Consider the following 19,038-nt stretch of genomic DNA (forward strand, 5'->3'; position numbering starts at 1 on the left):
CAATCATGTGCAGGGTGGTTCTCAGCGCAGTCTAGCCTGCATGGCCGTCACCTCGTCGAGGATCCGCGCCTGTGCGTCGGCCGCCTGCGCCAGCGTAGCCGGCATCCGCGCCGCCTGGGTCGCCAGCAACTGCTGCCGCCACAGTGGCAACAGCACGTCACGGATGCGCTGGTAACGTTCGATCAGTTCCACCGCCTGGGCGTGCAACAGGTGCAACTGCGCGGCCTCGGTCTGGCGCAGCCGCGCCAGTCCGCGCAGATGCTGCAGCCGCCGCTGCAGGGCCGCCCGCGCCAACGCATCGGCGGGTGCCGGGACCGCTTCGCCAGCTGCGGCCCAGTCATCGATGGCGGCCACTGCCGCTTCCACGTGCGCAAGTTGCAGCAGGTGTTGGGCAAGCTCCTGCTGCAGCGCCTGCACGCTGCCATCGGCGCGCAGCAGGCAGATATCCAGCTGGCGTGCCAACTGCTCTGCCTGCAGCTGCGCCTCGACATCGCGGCCAAGCAGGCGGCCGAACAAGCCGGCCGAACGACGGATCTGCCGCGCATCGCGCGCCGACATCGCCAGGCGGATATTGTCCATCTCCGCCACCAGCCGCTGCGCTGCGCCTGTGGCCGCCGGCGCGGCGAGCAGGCGTTCCACCGCCAGCAGCAGCGGCGCCCCGTAGCCGGCAACGGCCAAGGCATCGTCAGCCTGCAGCGCCGGCTGCGGCGGTGCCGGCAACAACGGTGGTGTCGGATCAGGCATCGTCGGCAACGTCGTTCCCACGACTACCCTGCTGCCCTGGCACCACCACATTGCCGCCGTAGAAATGGCGCATCAAGGCTTCATCCAGCGCCTTTTCTTCGGGCGTGCGGGCGCGTCGTACGCGTGGCGCCGGCTTGCTGCTGCCACTGTCCTTGGACAGCCACTCCTGCAACTGCGCAGCCAAACCGGCCAGCGCGTCACCAATCTGCCCTTCGCGCTGATGCCCTGCGGCCAAGGCCTGCAACAACGGCGTCAGATCCTGTGCCGGCGCTGCCGCGACGGGCGCAGCGACCGGCGCCGCTGGCGGCGTCACCACCGCGGCAGGACGGTCGGCAAGGGCCTGCAGCAAGGCAAGAATCTGCTCCCACGGTGCCTCAGCCTGCTCGACCACCGGTGCAACCGCCACCGGCTCATCAACCCGCAATCCCTGCAGCCCGCTGGCGATATCGGCCAGCTGCGCCACTACCCGCGCACCGGTGTCGGCGTCGTCGCCACCCATGGCCTTGTCGCGCATGAAGTCGCGCTTGATCTGCTCCCAGCGTGCCAGCTGCTGTGCATCCAGCACCTCACGTAGTTCGCCGAGCTTGAGCAGGTTTTCCTCCGAGCCGCTGGTCAGCAGCTGTGACTCACCCAGGTAGTGGTCGGACACCAGCTGCTGCAGCTCGGCGGCATTCATCACCGGCGAAATCTTTTCCGACAGCTTGTTCATGTTGCGGTAGCTGCCCTGCAACCGGAACGGCGGTTCGACGCGGTATTTGTCGGCCTGCGCGGCACTGGCGATGTACTGCTGGTTGACCCGGTAGACCACATCGCGGACCTGCATCAAACGCTGCAGGGTGGCGACGATCTCGTTGATCTCCGCGCCGCTGTAGGCATGGCTGAGCGTGTTGGTGGACACCTCCTTGCCCGCGGCCTTGTCGACCAGCAGGTAGAGATCGGCCAGGTCGCGGGTCGCCATCGGCGCCAGCACCTGGCTGGAAGTCAGGCTGTTCTCGATGTAGCTGAGCTTGAAGGCCTCATCCATGCCACCCAGCACGTCGCCCAGGTTGTAGATGTCGGCACGGTTGGCCAGCATGTCCGGCACCTTGAACACTTCACCGGACTCGGTATACGGGTTGCCCGCCATCACCACGCAGAACTTCTTGCCGCGCAGGTCATAGGTCTTGGTGCGCCCCTTCCAGACACCTTCAATGCGGCGGGTGCCATCGCACAGCGAGATGAACTTCTGCAGGAACTCCGGATGGGTGTGCTGGATGTCATCGACATACAGCATGGTGTTGTTGCCCATCTCCAGCGCCAGGTTGAGCTTGTGCAGCTCCTGCCGCGAGGTGGCGTCCGGCGCCTGCTCCGGGTCCAGCGAGCGCACCTCATGGCCGAGCGCCGGACCGTTGATCTTCATGAAGACCAGGCCCAGGCGATTGGCCACGTATTCCATCAAGGTGGTTTTGCCGTAGCCGGGCGGGCTGATCATCATCAGCAGACCCATCAGGTCGCTGCGCTTGTTCTCGCCCACCGTGCCCATCTGCTTGGCGAGGTTGTCGCCGATGATGGGCAGGTAGACGTCGTTGATCAGCTTGTTGCGTACGAACGAGCTGAGCGGACGCGCCTGGAATTCACTCAAGCGCAGAGCATCGCGCTCACGCGCACTGATGCGATGGCGCAAGGCCTGGTAGCGCTCGAATCCGGGCTGGAACTGGCGGCGATGCGACTGCCAGCGCTGCAGGAAATCATCCACCGCCAGCTGCAGGTGGCCCTGGGCAATGCGCGGATGTTCACCGAGCAGGCCGCCGATGTCGGCAATCAAGGTCACCTCGCGCACCTGGCTGCGCAGCGCACGTTCGCCCAGCAACATTGCCGCCGCTTCGGGCACGTAGCCGCACATGGCAGCGAACTTCGGCTGTCCACACATGGCTTGCAGCCATTGCACGGCCTGCGCCCATTGCAGGGCCAGGCGCGTGTTCAAGCGCTGCATGCTGCGGTCGAAGGCATCGGCCTGGCCGGCCGCTTGCAGCTGCTCGCGCAGGCCTGTCAGCAACTGCCGGGCGTAACCACTGAAGGCGAAGGTCGGTTCGCCGGCGGCGAGCTCGGCCAACAGGTATTCGGCCGCCAATGCCGGCATGCCGGTGTCGAACGGCAGCTTCTGCTCCTGTTGGAATGCCGCCAAGGCGAGCGCGATTTCAGCGCGCAAGGCTTCAAGACCGTCGCGCACATTGAACAGCCGGGCGATGGCAAACGCGCCGGCAGCGCGTTCGATCCATTGGCTCACTTCCTCGCGCTTGCCTTCACGCGCCCAGAACAGCAGCGCTAACGCGCGCGGGCCTGCGCCATGCACCAGCGAGCCGCCGGCCTGGTACAGCGGCAACAGCGCCTGCAGGATCAGGCTGGCGTCGTGATCGTGGATGCCCTTTTCATAGCCTTCGCGATAGCGCGGCGCAGCGAAGTCGCTTACCCGCTTGCCCAATACCTCGGCCTGTGCGGCATCGCGCAGCAGCAGCTCCACGCTCAACCCGTCGCGTCCGTTGATTGCCGCGTCCAGGATCAAGCCTGCCAGGTATTCGCCGCGATACAGTGCCGGCGCTTCCGAATCCAGCGTCACCGGCCAGTAGTCGCGCAGTTCCTCCAGCTCCGGGTCGACGATGGACTCGTAGTAGTCGGTACCGGTCAAGTGCACAGCCAAGCCATCGCCGCGCGGCAGGATGGTCAGGTCCAGCGGCTGGGTGTTGACGCTGAAACGGTGGCGGCCCAGACGGATGATGTTGCCACCGCCCTCGAACAGATCACTGCGGTCGCGCAGCGCCCGCACCGCCTGGTCACGCACGCCCTTGAGCCGCGCTTCCACGTCATCGGCCTTGACGCTGTCCTTGTAGTCACGCAGACGATCGGCCAGCTCACGCAGCTTCAGGATCAGCGGGTCACCGGCGAAGAACGCATTGAGCTCGTCGACGGTGGTGAAGCGCTCGGTACGTTTGGCCAGGCCATCAAGAATGCGGTTGGCCGCATCCAGCACCGACTGCGCCTTGCGCTGACGGGCATCCAACAGAGTCTGCTTGTGCGACTCGAAGGTATCGAGCAGCTCCTCGCGCTTGTTGAGGATGTCGCCGAGAAACTGTTCGTGTTCGCCGAATTGGCTCTCCAGCTCTTCCAGCTGCACCATCAGCCGCGACAGCTGCTCGTCGGCCCGCTCCGGATCGGTAGCCAGGCCCAGGGCGCTGGTGATGGCCTGACTGAACAACGAGAACTGCGCACCGAACTGGGCCACCGCTTCGGCCGAGCCCAGCGAACGGCGACGCTGATCTGCGCGTGCACGCGCCTGGTTGAGCTTGGCATATATCGTGGAAATGGCTTCCACCACGCGCGTGCGCTGCGCGGCATCGTCGACCTTGAGGCTGGCCATCAGCTCGGACAGCATGTCCAGGTCGGCCGACATCACCTGCATCTGCGCGATCTGCTCGGACAACTGCTTTGCGGTCTGCGCAACCTGCGCGGCGGCGTCCAGCTCCTGCAGACGTTCGGCAAAGGGCTGCAGCGATTTTTCGCTGCCAAGGAATTCGCCCGCCGCCGCACCGACGCGGTCGTGCGCCTCCTGCAGCGATGCATTCATCGCATCGATGGCGGCGACGTCCACATAGCGGAAGTCGCGCACGGTCAGCAGGCGGCCACGCAGCTTGCCGATATCACCGAGCGATTCGACGAATTCGCCAATCTTTGACCAGTTCTGTGGCTGTAGGCGCCCCAGCAGCAGCTTGTGCGCGCTGGTGACCTCGGCCATTGCCTGCGCCGACTGCTTGCGGATGCTCTCCACTTTCTCGTATTCGTCGAGCATCGACTCGCCGGTCGCGCTGATCTCGCGCAGCAGCGTGGCGGCACCATCACAGTTCGCATCATCCAACCAGTGGTGTGTGTCGAACAGGCGACGCGCGTTGTGGGTCAGCAGCTCGTAACGCGGCAACGAGACCTCACGGCTGTCGATCTCGCGGCCAAGGTCCAGCAGATTGGAGATGCCACGCACCAGCTCGGCATTGCCGATACGGGCCATGAAACTGGTGCCGGTGGGCGTGTGTGCGGCGAATTCATCGCTGCTGAACGGCGTCTGCCAGACCTGCATCGGATGGACGCGGGTGGGCTCTTCGTTCTCGGCATTGAACAGCACCATGCGGCCATCGCGCATGAAGGCATAGCCCAGGCCGAACACCGGATTCTGCAGCACCCGCTGGATGCTGTTGTAGACGAACAGCGCCGACTTGCCAGCCTCACGCTCGTAGAAGATGTACAGCATGTCTTCGCCGTTGGGCGAGCGGATCGAGCGCTTGTAGCGCATGCCCTGCATCGAGGCGTCGAAGGCCTTGTGCTCGCCACTCTGCAGGTAATAGCCGCCGGGGAAGATGACGCCGTGGTCATCGGGCAGCTGCACGCAGGCCTGGACGATGGCGTCGTTGCGCACCACCTTGCCGGTCAGTGTGTTGTAGATCAGACCACGCCAGGTGCTCTCCTGATACGGGAGAATCTTCAGCAGGATCAGCGAGCCCACCTTGGCAAAATCGATGGTGGCGTCGTCAACGGACTGGGTACTGTCCTCGACCGGCTCGCTGTACACACCCTGGCCGGTCTCGGTGTTGTTCTCGACCTTGATGGTCAGGTCGCCACCGGTGGTCTCGACGAAGATCGTGTCGAGGATGTTCAGATGCGGGAAACGCCCGCTGATCATCATGTCGCGGCCGGCGCGGGTCCATTCGAAGTCGAACGGCGGTGGCAGCGCGATGTCGCGCTCACCGCGCGCATCGATATAGGTCAGCTCGCCGCTGGGCGCCATCGCCCAGCGGAACACGCGCACGTCGCTGCTGCGCTCGCCGATCTGGAACGCGGCCAGCAACTTGCCGTCGCGCACGATCAGCTGCAGCAGGCGCGCATTCTTGTAATAGGCGTACAGCTCGCCGAAATCATGGACGAAGCCGGGCTGGGCGAGGAAGCTGGTCTTCAGGTCGACCGGGTTGACGTCATAGCCCTCGGCACCTTCCACCAGCCGGTACAGCCCGAACACATCCTCCACCCGGGTCTGCGTTTTCAGGCCGATGAAGACGTTGTAGCCGAACAGCAGCAGGTCATCACCCACCTGCACCACGTCGCGGCCGACGCAGTTGTTCTCACTGCGGATACGGAAACGCCCGATCACTTCCATCCGGCTGTCGCCGAATTCCTGCAGGCGGCGCTGGTTGAGTGCGTCCACCACCTGCCGCAGGCGTGCACCCTGATCGCTCAGCCGCTTGCGCAGCACCTCATAGGCGCCACCCTGCGCGACCGCCTGGTCGGCGAGAGTGCCGGCCTGCGCGGCAGCAGCTGCGTCCTGGTTCATATCGGCCATCGCTTGTTCCCTGCTCCGACGTCGGCAGGCATCGCCCTCGGGGCGATGCCGCTGACGCCTTCATCCTCGTATGCCGCCGGCCCAGGCCATGCGGCGCGCCCACACCCTGCGCGGTGCAACCGCACAGGGCGCGTTTTCGCTCAGCCTGCGTCCGACTGCACCACCGGCGCATCGGTGCCGCGACGCGACGGCAGGCCACGCGCGGACATGTCCACGCCCAGATAGCGCTGCATCAGGTCCTGCACGATCGGGCTCTTGTCGGTCAGGCCTTCAATCGACTTGCCCAGCGACACCGCCTTGATCAGGTTCTCGAACATGCCACCGTCGCCGCCAACCATGTCGATCTTGGCGTTGCGCAGCGCGCTGGCAATGACCTCGGCGTTTTCCTTGGTCACTTCCTTGCCGGCATCGATGGTGGCCAATGCCTGGCGCAGACCGGTTTCCAGGGTCATGCGGAATTCCTCATGGCCGCGGGCAGTGTCGCCCAGCGAATCGATGGCCTGGAACTTGCGGGTCAAACCATCCGCCTCGGCAAACAGCTTCTTCTCGATGACCGTGGCTTCGGCCACGCCCAACGTTTCGGTGGCAGAAGCCTTGGCACGGCCCATCTGCTCCTCGCCCTGGGCGCGCGCAGCCAGCTGCTCGGCCAATACCTTGGCTTCGGCGGTGCCCTGCTTCAGGTTGGCATCGGCCATTGCATCGACCACACGGGCTTCGGCAATACCGACCTTTTCGATCGCCAGCGCACCGGCTTCCTTGACCTGCGCATCGGCCAGGCCGGGCGCCGCACGCTCGGCACGCAGACCTTCGGCCAGCGCCTTCTTGGCTTCGGCCTGCTTGCCGGCGGCATCGAACTCGGCCTGTGCCAGCGTGGTGATCTCCACCGCACGGTGCTTGGCCGCCGCTTCGCTGGCCTCGGCTTCCTTGACCTGCTTGAGCATGGCTTCCTGTGCCTCGGCTTCGGCTTCCAGGATGGCGACCTGCTTGAGGCGGTCGGCCTCGGACACCTGCCGCACTTCCTTGATCCGCTCTTCTTCCTGCGCCACGGTCTTGTCGATGGAAATGCGCTCGCGGGTGATGTTGGCCACATCCATCCGGCCCTGCTCGACCACCTTGTCACGCTCCACGCCCTGCAGCTGCACTTCGCGATCCGTGGTGACCTGCTCCAGCTGGCGCGCACGCGTGACCCGCTCTATTTCGATGGCAACGGCACGCTGGCGGTTCTGCTCGGCCACTTCCACTTCACGCAGGCGGTTCTGGTCGCGGATGTCGATCAGCTGCTGCGCTTCGATGCGCGCGTTCTCGGAAAGCTGACGCTGTTCTTCCTGCACCTTCAGGGTTTCAGCCTGTTCGCGGGCACGGATGGTATCCACCTCGCGGCGCTGGCGGGCTTCAGCCTCGGCCTGCTGGCGTTCCAGCGCCAGCGTGGCTTCCTTGGCTTCGACGTTCTTCTTGGTGATGGCCAGGCGCTCGTTCTGCGCCAGTTCGTTGGTGATCACGTTCTGCGCGGCGGTCAGTTCGGTGATCTTGCGGATGCCTTCGGCATCAAGAATATTGCTTGGATCCAGCAGCGACTTGGGGGTCTGCTCCAGGTAATCGATGGCCACGTCTTCCAGCGCATAGCCATTGAGGTCATTGCCGATCACCGCGATGATCTCGTCGCGGAATTCCTGGCGCTTTTCGAACAACTGGGTGAAATCGAACTTCTTGCCAACGGTCTTCAGTGCTTCGGAGAACTTGGCATTGAACAGGTCATCCACCGCGTTCTTGTCCGAGGCACGGTCGGCGCCAATGGCCTTGGCCACGCGCAGCACGTCGGCCTGGGTTTCATTGACCCGCAGATAGAAGGCCACGGCGATGTCCGCACGCATGTTGTCGCGGCAGATCAGGCCTTCCTTGCCACGGCGGTCCACCTGCAGGGTGATCAGGCTGATCTTCATATGCTCGGCGCGGTACAGCACCGGGATGATCAGCGCACCGGTGAAGTGGACCTTGGGCTGCGCACTCATGTCGTTGACGATCAGCGCAGTGCCCTGATCGACCTTTTTATAGAACGCCTTGAACAAACCGGCCAGGCCAAGGAAAAAAACCAGCAGGGCAACTACCCCGATAATAAAAGGGGCCAGCGCAGCAGTACTCATCAGTGGATCTCCTTGTCGCCTGATACATCAGAGGGAAAAACGTCCAGACCCGGCAGGTCGCTGTCGGCGACCACCAGGTAGTGATTCTTGTCGTGCAGGTATTCCACCAACCTTACTCGTTGGCCGCGCACAAGCCGGCTGCCATCACGCATGCGCACATGCAGGATCAAGCCGGCGCCGCCGTCATCAAAGCTCGCATAGCCCTGCTCGGCGGTGACTTCCGGCGAGGTGATCTGCGCCACCCGGCCGAGAATGGATTCCTGGGCCACCGGGCGCAGCTTGAGCAGCAACCGGCGAATCGGCCGCAATACCCAGGCCGAGACCACCGCACCGGGAACCAACGCCGCAACCGCCACCGCACTGCCGATGCCCCAACGCAATACGGCCGGCAAGGACTGCAGGAAAAAGAGTTGCACCAGATAGGTGATGGTCCAGCCGAAGAAGGCCAGCAGCAGCACCACCAGCATGGTCGGCGCACCGCCGAGCCCGAGCCGGGCAAACATCGCGGAGATACCGCTGGCACCGTGCTCGCCGCCATGGGAATGAAAATCGGCCCCATCGCCACTGCCGATGCCGCCGTCTTCGTCAATAATGCCAGTGGCGGCAAGCATCCAGTAGATGACCGCAAAGCAAAGCACGACGCTGTAAGGCAACGTCGGAAACGATAGCGCTACTTCCAGAAACTCCGCCATGCACACTTTCCTTGTGGCGCCCAGCTGCCTTTGCGGGATCCGCCCCAGCCCTGAGGCCGGTGCAGTTACACCCCCGACCCGCAGGCATCCGTGCTTGTCGCCGAGATCCCCATCATAAGGGAATCAGCCATGACATGACCGGCCGGCAACGTCCCAAATAGTGCCGCGCGTCGCGCTGACAGCGTCTGCAACGCGCAAATACGACGAACAGGCGTATTCAGTCCTGCTCCGGCTGGGTATCGGCGCGACGCACCTCTTCCACGAACTGGCGCATCTTGTAGCCGTCCTTGAGCCCGGGCGCCGCCTCGATGCCACTGGACACATCCACGCCCCAGGGCTGGGTGGCCAGAATAGCGTCGTGCACATTTTCCGGGCGGATACCGCCGGCCAATAGATAGGGACGGTGTACGCCGGGCGGAATCTGCGACCAGTCGAAGGCCACGCCGGTACCGCCACTGCCCCCGGCCACATGGCTGTCGAACAGAAAACCGGCGGCATGCGGGTACATCTGCTGCAAACCACGCGCGGTGACCTCGGTGCGCCCGCCCATCGCGATCGCCTTCAGATAAGGCATGTTGAAACTGCGGCAGAACGCATCGTCCTCGTCGCCATGGAACTGCAGCAGGGTCGGCCGCACCGCGCGCAACACCTCACGCACTTCCTCGCGATTGTTCTGCTGGAACAAGGCCACAACCTCGACCATGGGTGGAATTGCCTGACGCATCGCTCGCGCCTCGGAGGGCGCCACCCGGCGCGCACTGCCTTTGGCAAAGATGAAACCAATGGCATCCACGCCCAACTCGCTGGCAAGACGGATGTCACCAGCACGGGTCATGCCGCAGAACTTGATGCGGGTACGAAACAGCGTACGGCTCACAGTGTCACCTCGTCCGGCAGTTTCCAGCTGCAAGCATACAGCGGACCGACGAATACCAGACCCTGCGGCGGCGCAGTTGGACCGGCCAGATTGCGATCACGACCTGCCAGCAACTCCCCGATCCAGCTTTCAGGCTTCTCCCCCGCTCCCACCATCAGCAGCGAGCCAACGATGTTGCGCACCATGTGATGCAGGAAGGCATTGGCCTGGACCTCGACCTCGACCACCTCGCCCTGCCGATGGACGGCAATGGACTGCAGCTCGCGGCGCGCATGCAGGGCCTGGCACTGTGCACTGCGGAAGGCACCGAAGTCGTTTTCGCCCAGCAGGGCCTGCGCGGCCCGGTGCATCGCATCGGCATCCAGCGGACGCCGCTCCCAGCTCAGGATCTGCCGGTACAGCGCCGGCCGCACCTGGCGGTTGAGGATGCGATAGCGATAGCGCCGTGCCTTGGCCGAAAACCGGGCATGGAAATCGTCAACCACCGGCACACACCAGCGTACGCAGACCGAGGGAGGCAGCCGCGTGGTGGTGCCCAGCACCCAGCCGCGCGGGCTACGCTCAACATCACTGTCAAAGTGCACCACCTGGCATTCGCCGTGAACGCCAGCGTCGGTACGCCCTGCGCAGACCACGCTGATCGGGGCGTCGGCTACCGAGGACAATGCGTCCTGCAAGGTAGCCTGGACACTGGCGCAGCCGCTCTCACCGAGCTGCTGCCAGCCCTTGAACTCGCTGCCGTCGTATTCCACGCCCAGCGCGTAACGCATGTTTGAACCTCTTGGTTTGTGGGTGCCGCTGAGTCCGTCAACCACTCAGTCGTGGTCGCGCTCGGACCATACGGCCAGTTCATTGCCACCGGGCTCGATGAACTGGAAGCGGCGACCACCGGGGAAGCTGAAGATCGGCTTGATCACGTCGCCGCCATTTGCGGCAACCACGGCAAGCACAGGCTCCAGCTGTGCGGCATACAACACGATCAACGGTGCGCCAGCGCTTGCGGTCAGCGGCGTAGCACGGAAGAACCCGCCCTGCAGCTCACCATCGTCAAACGCGGTGTAGTCGGGGCCATAGTCTTCAAACTGCCAGCCAAAGACCTGCTCGAAGAACCGGCGGCTGGCCGCAGGGTCACGCGAGGCGAATTCCACATAGTCGATCCGGCGCTCACGCTTCATCTTCGCAGTCTCCATCAGGCCATGCGGCCAAGTAGTTCCAGTGCTTCGTTGCGCGCCAGCGGATCTGCGCTGGCGGCCACTTCATTGAGCAGGGTGCGCGCGGTTTCGGCATCACCCAGGTCCAGGTAGGCAATGGCCAGTTCCAGCCGCTCGCGGCCGGCGGGCGCCGGATTCAACGGGGTAACTGCGGCCATGTCACCGGCCAACCAGCTGGCCTCTTCCGCTGCGGCCGGCTCAGGCCTTGCTACGGTCGGCTCGGGCACAACAGTGTTCTGACGCGACGCTTCGAACAACAGCACCGGCTTGTGCTCGACCTTGGGCGCGACAACCGGGACGACCGGTTCGACACGTGGCGGCGGGCTGGCCTTGAGCCAGGCCGGCATCGGTTCTTCATAGGCTTGCGGCGGCGGCTCGGGCGCCATGTCTTCCGCCAGGGCATGTGGTTCGACCAGCTCGGCGACTTCCTCAGCGGCCTCGGTCTCCCACGGCGCCTGCACGGCTGGAGCGCCCATCACCGGCATCGTCGCGGCGAGATTTTCCGCCACCGAATCGCTGCGCGGTGCCGGCGGCAACGGCTTGCGGCGGCGGCTCAGCCACCAGCCAAGCGCGCCCAGCAGCACCAGCGCCAAACCCAGCCACACCCAGCCAAACGAGCCTGCGCCATCGCGCTTGGCCGCCTCGCCCAGCCGCTGCTGGGCAGCAGCCAGGTCCGAATCCTTCATCGCAATCAGCGTCTGCTGTTGCTTCTGCAGCTTTTCCAGTTCGCCAACGCGATCGCGCAGCTCCTGCAGTTCCGCATCACGCGTGGCCAGTTCTTCCTTGGCTTGCTGCAGCTGTTCGTTGGCCAACATGTCACCCTCGCCACCGGCATCGAGGCCGGTCGTCATTCCTGCGGTCTGTTGCGCACCGGCCACGGCCGGGGCGATTTCCAAGCGTGCGCCACTTGCGCCTGCCTCGATTGCGGCCGGGCGTGCGGCTGCGGCAGGCGCAGCTGCTGCCGCATCCGCCACCGCCGGCTGCGGAATCGGCGCGCGAGCCTGCCGCCACTGTGCGGTCTGGTCACGCACGATGGCGCGCGCCTCGGCGGCATCTACCCGTGCCAGTTCTTCCTGCGCCGGCGTACGCAGCACCGCGCCCTGCTTGAGCAGATTGATGTTGCCGCGGATGAAGGCGTCCGGATTGGCGCGCATCAGCGCGACCATGGTCTGGTTCAACGAGGCACCACTGTCACGCGACAACTCACGGGCAATCTGCGACAGGCTCTGCCCGCGTTGTACCGGCGCCAGCTGGCCGTCAGCCTGCATCACCGGCGCGGAGCGTGGCGCCGACGCTACCGGCGCCGGTTGTGCCGCTGCCGGCGCTGCACGCGGTACAGCCGCTGGCGGCGCTTCTGGCAGTTGTTCGGGTAGTTGTTCGGGCTGCTGTTGCGGCTCGCGCACGATCAGATTGGACTGTGCCGCGGCCGGCGCTTCGATCATCGGCTCGGCGACCACGGTTGCGGCCTCCGGCGCGGCAACCAAGGCGGAGTACTCACGCACCAGGCGGCCCTGGCCCCAATCCACTTCGATCAGGAAGCCCACCGACGCCACCTGCACCGGCTGTGCGCTGGTGACACGGATCACTGCGCGCCCATCGCGGTCCTGCGCAAACTGGAATTGCAGTTCTCCGACCAGCCCAGTCGGTGCCGCCAAGCCAACACGTTCGAAGGTAGCCGCCGAGGCCAGACCGGCCTTGGCATTGTCCAATTCGCCCGGATCACTGGTGATGACCGGAATCTCAGCCAACAACGGCTGGCCCGGCTTGGACAGGACGCGGATATTGCCCAGCCCCAATGCCATCGCTGCGCTACTGAACAGCGCCAGGCCGAGGACCAGCACGCCTTGTATTGAGCGCATCGCGCCCCTGCCCCATAGATTCATGGCGGCCAATATAACGGCTGGCCCGGCTTTCGAATACCGCTGTACCGCCCAGATGCGACGACGCCGGCATCAAGCCGGCGTCGTGGGGAGCATCAGCCGCCGTTGGCGACCAGTTCGGCGACCTGCACCGCGTTCAATGCGGCGCCCTTGCGGATGTTGTCAGCCACCACCCACATGTTCAGGCCACGCGGGTGCGAGATGTCCTCGCGGATGCGGCCGACGTAGACCGGATCGGTGCCCGAGGCATGGGTGACCGGGGTCGGATAGCCACCGGCCTTGCGCTCGTCCACCACCTTCACACCCGGCGCTGCGGCCAGCAGTTCGCGGGCCTGCTCGGTGCTGATCTTCTTCTTCGTCTCGATGTTAACCGCCTCGGAATGGCCGTAGAACACCGGCACGCGCACCGCGGTGGGGTTCACCAGGATGCTGTCGTCGCCGAGGATCTTGCGGGTTTCCCAGACCAGCTTCATTTCTTCCTTGGTGAAGCCGTTGTCGAGGAACTCATCGATATGCGGGATCAGGTTGAACGCGATCTGCACCGGGAACTTGCTCGGCTCGATCTCCTGGAAGCCCAGCAGCTGCGCGGTCTGCTTGCCCAGCTCTTCCATGCCGGTCTGGCCCGCGCCGGACACCGACTGGTAGGTGGCGATGTTGATGCGCTCGATACCGTACTCGCGGTGGATCGGCGCCAGCACCGGCATCAGCTGCATGGTCGAGCAGTTCGGGTTGGCGATGATGCCGCGCGGGCGGTTCTTGGCCGCCTCCGGGTTGACCTCGGACACCACCAGCGGCACGTCGTCGTCATAACGGAAGGTGGACGAGTTATCGATCACCACCGCGCCGGCAGCAGCGAACTTGGGTGCGAACTCCTTCGAAATACCGCCGCCAGCCGAGAACAGCGCAATCTCGACACCGGCCGGTTCAAACGTGGCCAGGTCCTGGATGGTGATCTTCTGGCCTTCAAAGTCGACCTGCTGGCCGGCTGAGCGCTCGGAGGCAAGCAGGGTCAGCTTGCTGATCGGGAACTTGCGCTCAGCCAGGATGGACAGCATGGTCTGGCCGACAGCGCCGGTGGCGCCAACAACGGCTACATGGAAACGACGGGCTTCATTGCTCATGGAGATACTCGAAAGAATAAGAGGGGGGAGACACACATCGAGCCAGGTTCGGGGAACCTCCAGCACACGGCCTGGGAGGCTCCCTATCGTTTTTTGTCACCAATTTTCTTGCCGGCCGCGGCAATGCGCGCGGTGCCATTGCCGAGCAGCTCGGCATTGATGGCGTTGGCCGGCTTGCCGGCATCCGGGCCAATGCCCAGGCCGGCCAGCAGGTTGTCCACCGCCACCTGCACCATCGCCCGGCGCGTGGCCAGCGAGGCACTGCCGATATGCGGGGTCAGCACGATATTGCACAGGGCCAGCAGCTCCGGGCGCACGTTCGGCTCGTTCTCGTACACGTCCAGTGCGGCCGATGCCAGCCGGCCATGGGCCAACGCGTCGGCCAGCGCCAGCTCATCGACGATGCCGCCACGGGCGATATTCACCAGCGTCGCGCTCGGCTTCATCTGTGCCAGCGCGGCGGCGTTGATGATGTGGTGATTCTGCGCGGTATACGGCAATACCAGCACCAGGTGATCGACGTTGGCCAGCAGTTCGTCGAAGCCGACGTAACGGGCACCAACCGCCTGCTCCTGCTCGGCGGGCAGCTGCGAACGGTTGTGGTACAGCACCTTCATGCCGAAGCCATGGTGGCCACGGCGGGCGATTGCCTGGCCGATGCGGCCCATGCCCAGGATGCCCAGGGTGCTGCCATGCAGATCGGCACCGAGCATGGTGGTGAACGACCACTGCCCCCAGTTGCCATCGCGCAGCCAACGATCGGATTCGACGATGCGGCGTGCGGCCGCCATCAACAACGAGAAGCCGAGGTCAGCGGTGGTTTCGGTCAGTACATCGGGGGTGTTGCTGGCAAGAATGCCGGCCGCGCTCAGCGCACCGATATCCAGATTGTTATAGCCGACGCCGACATTGGCGATCATCTTCAAGGCCGGCGCATTGGCGATTTCCGCAGCGCCGATACGGTCGTTGAGGGTGACCAGCGCGCCATCGACATCGGCCAGCTGCGCGGCAAGCTCGGCCGCGCTGTGGGCGCTGACCTGTTCGGTGGCAACCACGTCGCAGTACGCCGCCAACTGCGCGACGGTATCGTCGAACAGGGGCTGCGATACCCAGACGCGGGGCCGCCGATCAGCCATCGAGCTGACCGGGAATACGCGGGCTCATTTCGCCAACATCGCCGCACTGGGCGCGGTGGCGCATGGCCTGGTCCATCAGCACCAGGGCCAGCATCGCCTCGGCGATGGGGGTGGCGCGGATGCCGACACAGGGATCGTGTCGACCGGTGGTGATCACATCGACCGCGTTGCCGGCGGTATCCACCGTGGCACCGGGCAGGCGCAGGCTGGAGGTGGGCTTCAGCACCATGGCCGCGACGATCTGCTGACCGGTGGAAATACCACCGAGGATGCCGCCGGCATGGTTGGACTGGAAACCCTGCAGGGTGATCAGGTCACGGTGCTCGGTGCCCTTCTGCGCGGCGCTGGCAAAACCGTCACCAATCTCCACACCCTTGACCGCATTGATGCTCATCAGCGCGGCGGCAATATCGCCATCGAGCTTGCCGTAGATCGGCTCGCCCCAACCCGGCGGCACACCATCGGCAACCACGGTCACGCGCGCACCGACCGAATCACCGGACTTGCGCAGCGCATCCATATACGTTTCCAACGCCGGCACCTGGCTGGCATCGGGCCAGAAGAAAGGATTCTCTTCGACCGCGCTCCAGTCAAAACCGGCCGGGGTGATTTCGCCCAGCTGCGACAGGTAACCGCGCACGGTCACGCCGTAACGCTGCTGCAGCCACTTCTTGGCGACGACGCCGGCAGCCACGCGCATGGTGGTTTCGCGCGCCGAGGAACGGCCACCGCCGCGCGGATCGCGGATGCCGTACTTCTGCCAGTAGCTGTAGTCGGCATGGCCCGGGCGGAACTGCTGGGCGATGTTGCTGTAGTCCTTGCTGCGCTGATCGGTGTTGCGGATCAGCAGCGCGATCGGCGTGCCGGTGGTGCGGCCTTCGTACACACCGGACAGGATCTCGACCTCGTCGGCCTCGCGGCGGGCCGAAGTGTGACGGCTCTTGCCGGTGGCGCGGCGCTGCAGGTCGTGGGCGAATTCTTCGGGCGAGATTTCCAGGCCGGGCGGACACCCATCGATCACGCAGCCGATAGCCGGCCCGTGGGATTCACCGAAGGTGGTGACGCGAAGGAGTTGTCCGAATGTATTCAATGCCGTTGTGCTCTTGCGGTTGCGCTGGCCGTTGCCGTCACCCTGCCCGGGCGGAGTGACGGCACAAGCGTGAGTCAGGGACGTGCGGCAGCCAACTCGGCGATGCGCGCATGGTGTGCACGCAGCTCGGCCGCTTCGACAGCGAAGATACCCATCTGCCCGACCTTGAACTCGATCCAGGACATATAGACCTCCGGCAGCAGCTTGATCAGGTGCTGTTCGGAATCGCCCACTTCGCAGATCAGCAGGCCGTCTTCGGTCAAGTGGTCCGGCGCATCACGCAGGATCTTCAACACCAGGTCCAGGCCGTCGTCGCCGGCACGCAGCGCCAGGTCCGGCTCGTGCTGGTATTCCTTCGGCAGCGCGTCGGTCTCGTCATTGGTGACGTACGGCGGGTTGGTGACGATCAGGTCGTAGACCCGGCCCTGCAGCCCGGCGAACAGGTCGCTCTTGACCAGCTCGACGTTGTGGGCGAGCAGGCGCTCCTTGTTCTCCACCGCCAGCGACAGCGCGGCGTCATTGACGTCGCTGCCGTCCACCTGCCAGTTCGGGTAGTAGTGGCCCATGGCGATGGCGATGCAGCCAGAGCCGGTGCACAGGTCCAGCGCGCGGGTGACATCGCGGCCGGCCAGCCACGGCTCGAAGCCATTGAGGATCAGCTCGGCGATCGGCGAACGCGGCACCAGCGCGCGGGCGTCGCTCTTGAAGCTCAAGCCCGCGAACCAGGCCTCACCGGTCAGGTAGGCCGCCGGCTGACGCTCATCGATGCGGCGCTGGAACAAGGCCAGCACCTGCTGCCGTTCTTCCAGCAGCACGCGCGCCGTGCCATAGGCTGGGCCGAGGTCCGGTGGCAGGTGCAGGCTGTGCAGGGTCAGCTGGGTCGCCTCGTCCAGGGCATTGTCATAGCTGTGGCCAAAGCTCAGGCCAGCAGCATTGAAACGGCTTGCGCCGTAGCGGATCAAATCGACGATCGTATGGAGTTCAGCGGCCGCTTCGGCAGTCATGGCAATACGGAAATACTTGAAAGGTCTGCGATTATAGGCACCTGACCGGTATATTGATTGTCCAGTTGCAGCCGAAACTTCGGCAATGGCCCGCAAACGGCGGCCAAACACCGGTCAAATTGGCGGGGTGTACGCCTGCAATCCCCTACACTCCGTATCCCGCCCACGGCTGACGCCCCGTCCAGCCGCAGTACCCGAACGGAAGCCAGCGCTCATGTTCAATCGAAATACCGGCATCATCCTGGCCATTGCCCTGGCCGCCGGCCTGGGCCTGTTGTTGGCGCAGAAGGTCTTCGGGCCGTCCGCCAAGGGCAGCCAGGAGGCGAGCAGCATCCTGTTCTACGGCACCCCGCGCACCCTGCCGGAGTTCGATCTGGCCCAATCCGACGGCACCCGCCTGATTCCCGGCGAGCTGCGCGGCCATTGGACCCTGGTATTCCTGGGTTTCACCTCCTGCCCGGACGTCTGCCCCACCACCCTGACCGAGCTGGCCCAGGCCCAGAAGCAGTGGGAGGCCATCCCCGACAGCCTGCGCCCGCGCGTGGTGCTGGTGTCGGTGGACCCGGAGCGTGACACCCCGGCGCGGCTGGGCGAGTACGCCCATGCCTTCCACAAGGACACCATCGCCGCCACCGCCGATGTGCCGTCGCTGGAGCGTTTTGCCACCTCGCTGGGCATGGTGTTCCAGAAAGCCCCGGGCAAGCACTTCGAGCAGAACCCCGACGACTACAGCATGGACCACTCCGCCAGCATCGCCGTGCTCGACCCGCAGGGGCGCCTGGCCGGCCTGATGCGCCCCCCGTTCAACCCGCAGGCAATTGCCAGCGACCTGATCAAGCTCACCGAGAAATCCGCACCATGAGTCTGGTTACACGCCTCACCTACGTATTGCCGCACCGCCTGCTGTCGTCAATGGCCCGCTCGCTGGCCTATTCGCAGAACCCGCGCATCTCGCGCTGGCTGATCGACACCGTGTCGCGCAAGTTCAACGTCAATCTTGGCGAAGCGGCCAACCCGGACCCGCGCAGCTACCCCAGCTTCAACGCCTTCTTCACCCGCGCCTTGAAGCCGGGCGCACGCGTGCCGGCCGCCGATCCGCGCACCCTGACCATGCCGGCCGACGGCCGCATCAGCCAGCTGGGGCCGATCGAAGATGGCCGCATCTTCCAGGCCAAGGGCCAGTCCTTCACCGCCGCCGAGCTGCTCGGCGATGCCGCCGATGCGCTGCCGTTCAACAATGGTCTGTTCGCGACCGTATATCTGTCGCCGCGCGACTACCACCGCGTGCACATGGCCTGGACCGGCACCCTGCGCGAGACCGTACATGTGCCCGGCCGCCTGTTCAGCGTAGGCACCGACGCGGTGGCCAATGTGCCACGGTTATTTGCCCGCAATGAACGCCTGGTCTGCCATTTCGACACCGATTTCGGGCCGATGGTGCAGGTGATGGTCGGCGCCCTACTGGTCAGCGGCGTGGAGACAGTGTGGAGTGGCGAGGAAATCCCCGCTTACGGCGACCGCATCACCCGCAAGGACTGGCGCGGCAAGGGCATCACCCTGGAACGCTTTGCCGAGATGGCGCGTTTCAACTACGGCTCCACCGTGATCGTGCTGCTGCCGCCGGGCGTTGCCGATTTTGATCCGTCATTGAAGGCCGAAAGCCCGGTGCAGCTGGGCCAGCCGCTGGCGAAGCTGCGCTGACAGCCCCGGCCCAGTAATTGTGGGAGCGGCGTAAGCCGCGAAGCTGGGATAGCGTCGGTGACCCGAGCTCCTGCAATCCGAT

The 19,038-nt window shown here is 65.0% G+C and carries 13 protein-coding genes and 1 pseudogene; 2 read left to right on the forward strand and 12 right to left on the reverse strand.

The window, feature by feature from the left end:
• Positions 1-21 precede the first annotated feature (21 nt).
• From ABB27_RS02880 to prmB, 12 genes and pseudogenes are all read right to left on the reverse strand, one after another.
• On the reverse strand, positions 22-744 hold the full coding sequence (locus tag ABB27_RS02880) for a hypothetical protein (RefSeq protein ID WP_057626715.1): 723 nt from the start codon (positions 742-744) through the stop codon (positions 22-24).
• A complete protein-coding gene (locus ABB27_RS02885) occupies positions 737-6,103 on the reverse strand; it encodes a DNA repair ATPase (protein ID WP_057626716.1) in 5,367 nt (1,788 codons plus the stop codon). Before ABB27_RS02885 ends, ABB27_RS02880 begins: the two co-directional genes overlap by 8 nt.
• Positions 6,104-6,243: 140 nt before the next feature.
• Positions 6,244-8,244 (reverse strand): flotillin family protein, encoded by a 2,001-nt coding sequence (locus tag ABB27_RS02890; protein ID WP_057626717.1) that lies wholly within the window; start codon positions 8,242-8,244, stop codon positions 6,244-6,246.
• Positions 8,244-8,936: a hypothetical protein gene (locus ABB27_RS02895; RefSeq protein WP_057626718.1), complete on the reverse strand. Its 693-nt coding sequence runs from the start codon at positions 8,934-8,936 to the stop codon at positions 8,244-8,246. The genes ABB27_RS02890 and ABB27_RS02895 overlap by 1 nt, the downstream gene beginning before the upstream one ends.
• Before the next feature lie 217 nt (positions 8,937-9,153).
• Positions 9,154-9,813 carry a phosphoribosylanthranilate isomerase gene (locus ABB27_RS02900; protein WP_057626719.1) on the reverse strand — a complete coding sequence of 220 codons (660 nt, stop codon included), beginning with the start codon at positions 9,811-9,813 and terminating at the stop codon, positions 9,154-9,156.
• The gene (truA, locus tag ABB27_RS02905) at positions 9,810-10,583 is read right to left on the reverse strand and encodes a tRNA pseudouridine(38-40) synthase TruA (protein WP_057626720.1); all 774 of its coding nucleotides are present in this window, start codon (positions 10,581-10,583) and stop codon (positions 9,810-9,812) included. The genes ABB27_RS02900 and truA overlap by 4 nt, the downstream gene beginning before the upstream one ends.
• Positions 10,584-10,628: 45 nt before the next feature.
• Positions 10,629-10,988 (reverse strand): VOC family protein, encoded by a 360-nt coding sequence (locus ABB27_RS02910; RefSeq protein WP_057626737.1) that lies wholly within the window; start codon positions 10,986-10,988, stop codon positions 10,629-10,631.
• A 14-nt stretch (positions 10,989-11,002) separates the two neighbouring features.
• Entirely contained in the window at positions 11,003-12,883 is a 1,881-nt protein-coding gene (locus ABB27_RS02915) for a FimV/HubP family polar landmark protein (protein WP_152984408.1), read from the reverse strand.
• Positions 12,884-12,999: 116 nt separating this feature from the next.
• A complete protein-coding gene (locus ABB27_RS02920) occupies positions 13,000-14,025 on the reverse strand; it encodes an aspartate-semialdehyde dehydrogenase (RefSeq protein ID WP_057626722.1) in 1,026 nt (341 codons plus the stop codon).
• 151 nt (positions 14,026-14,176) lie between these two features.
• A pseudogene (locus tag ABB27_RS02925) lies at positions 14,177-15,161 on the reverse strand (2-hydroxyacid dehydrogenase); the annotation flags it as partial.
• Positions 15,154-16,251, reverse strand: coding sequence for a chorismate synthase (gene aroC, locus ABB27_RS02930; protein WP_057626724.1), 1,098 nt, complete (start codon positions 16,249-16,251; stop codon positions 15,154-15,156). The gene aroC and the pseudogene ABB27_RS02925, both read right to left, overlap by 8 nt.
• 74 nt (positions 16,252-16,325) lie before the next feature.
• A complete protein-coding gene (prmB, locus tag ABB27_RS02935) occupies positions 16,326-17,255 on the reverse strand; it encodes a 50S ribosomal protein L3 N(5)-glutamine methyltransferase (RefSeq protein ID WP_057626725.1) in 930 nt (309 codons plus the stop codon).
• Positions 17,256-17,469: 214 nt separating this feature from the next.
• Between prmB and ABB27_RS02940 the strand changes: the two genes are divergently transcribed.
• Positions 17,470-18,117, forward strand: a complete 648-nt coding sequence (locus tag ABB27_RS02940; RefSeq protein WP_057626726.1) for an SCO family protein — start codon at positions 17,470-17,472, stop codon at positions 18,115-18,117.
• Positions 18,114-18,956, forward strand: coding sequence for an archaetidylserine decarboxylase (gene asd / locus ABB27_RS02945; RefSeq protein WP_057626727.1), 843 nt, complete (start codon positions 18,114-18,116; stop codon positions 18,954-18,956). Before ABB27_RS02940 ends, asd begins: the two co-directional genes overlap by 4 nt.
• Positions 18,957-19,038 lie beyond the last annotated feature (82 nt).

Origin of the sequence: Stenotrophomonas terrae (assembly GCF_001431465.1) — a bacterium.
In the GTDB taxonomy this organism is placed as follows: domain Bacteria; phylum Pseudomonadota; class Gammaproteobacteria; order Xanthomonadales; family Xanthomonadaceae; genus Stenotrophomonas; species Stenotrophomonas terrae.

Excerpts from the sequence above, each read along its gene's own strand:
- ABB27_RS02880 (WP_057626715.1), bottom strand. The coding sequence starts at position 744 with ATGCCTGATCCGACACCACCGTTGTTGCCGGCACCGCCGCAGCCGGCG.
- ABB27_RS02885 (WP_057626716.1), bottom strand. The coding sequence starts at position 6,103 with ATGGCCGATATGAACCAGGACGCAGCTGCTGCCGCGCAGGCCGGCACT.
- ABB27_RS02890 (WP_057626717.1), bottom strand. The coding sequence starts at position 8,244 with ATGAGTACTGCTGCGCTGGCCCCTTTTATTATCGGGGTAGTTGCCCTG.
- ABB27_RS02895 (WP_057626718.1), bottom strand. The coding sequence starts at position 8,936 with ATGGCGGAGTTTCTGGAAGTAGCGCTATCGTTTCCGACGTTGCCTTAC.
- truA (WP_057626720.1), bottom strand. The coding sequence starts at position 10,583 with ATGCGTTACGCGCTGGGCGTGGAATACGACGGCAGCGAGTTCAAGGGC.
- ABB27_RS02910 (WP_057626737.1), bottom strand. The coding sequence starts at position 10,988 with ATGAAGCGTGAGCGCCGGATCGACTATGTGGAATTCGCCTCGCGTGAC.
- ABB27_RS02915 (WP_152984408.1), bottom strand. The coding sequence starts at position 12,883 with ATGCGCTCAATACAAGGCGTGCTGGTCCTCGGCCTGGCGCTGTTCAGT.
- ABB27_RS02920 (WP_057626722.1), bottom strand. The coding sequence starts at position 14,025 with ATGAGCAATGAAGCCCGTCGTTTCCATGTAGCCGTTGTTGGCGCCACC.
- prmB (WP_057626725.1), bottom strand. The coding sequence starts at position 17,255 with ATGACTGCCGAAGCGGCCGCTGAACTCCATACGATCGTCGATTTGATC.
- ABB27_RS02940 (WP_057626726.1), top strand. The coding sequence starts at position 17,470 with ATGTTCAATCGAAATACCGGCATCATCCTGGCCATTGCCCTGGCCGCC.
- asd (WP_057626727.1), top strand. The coding sequence starts at position 18,114 with ATGAGTCTGGTTACACGCCTCACCTACGTATTGCCGCACCGCCTGCTG.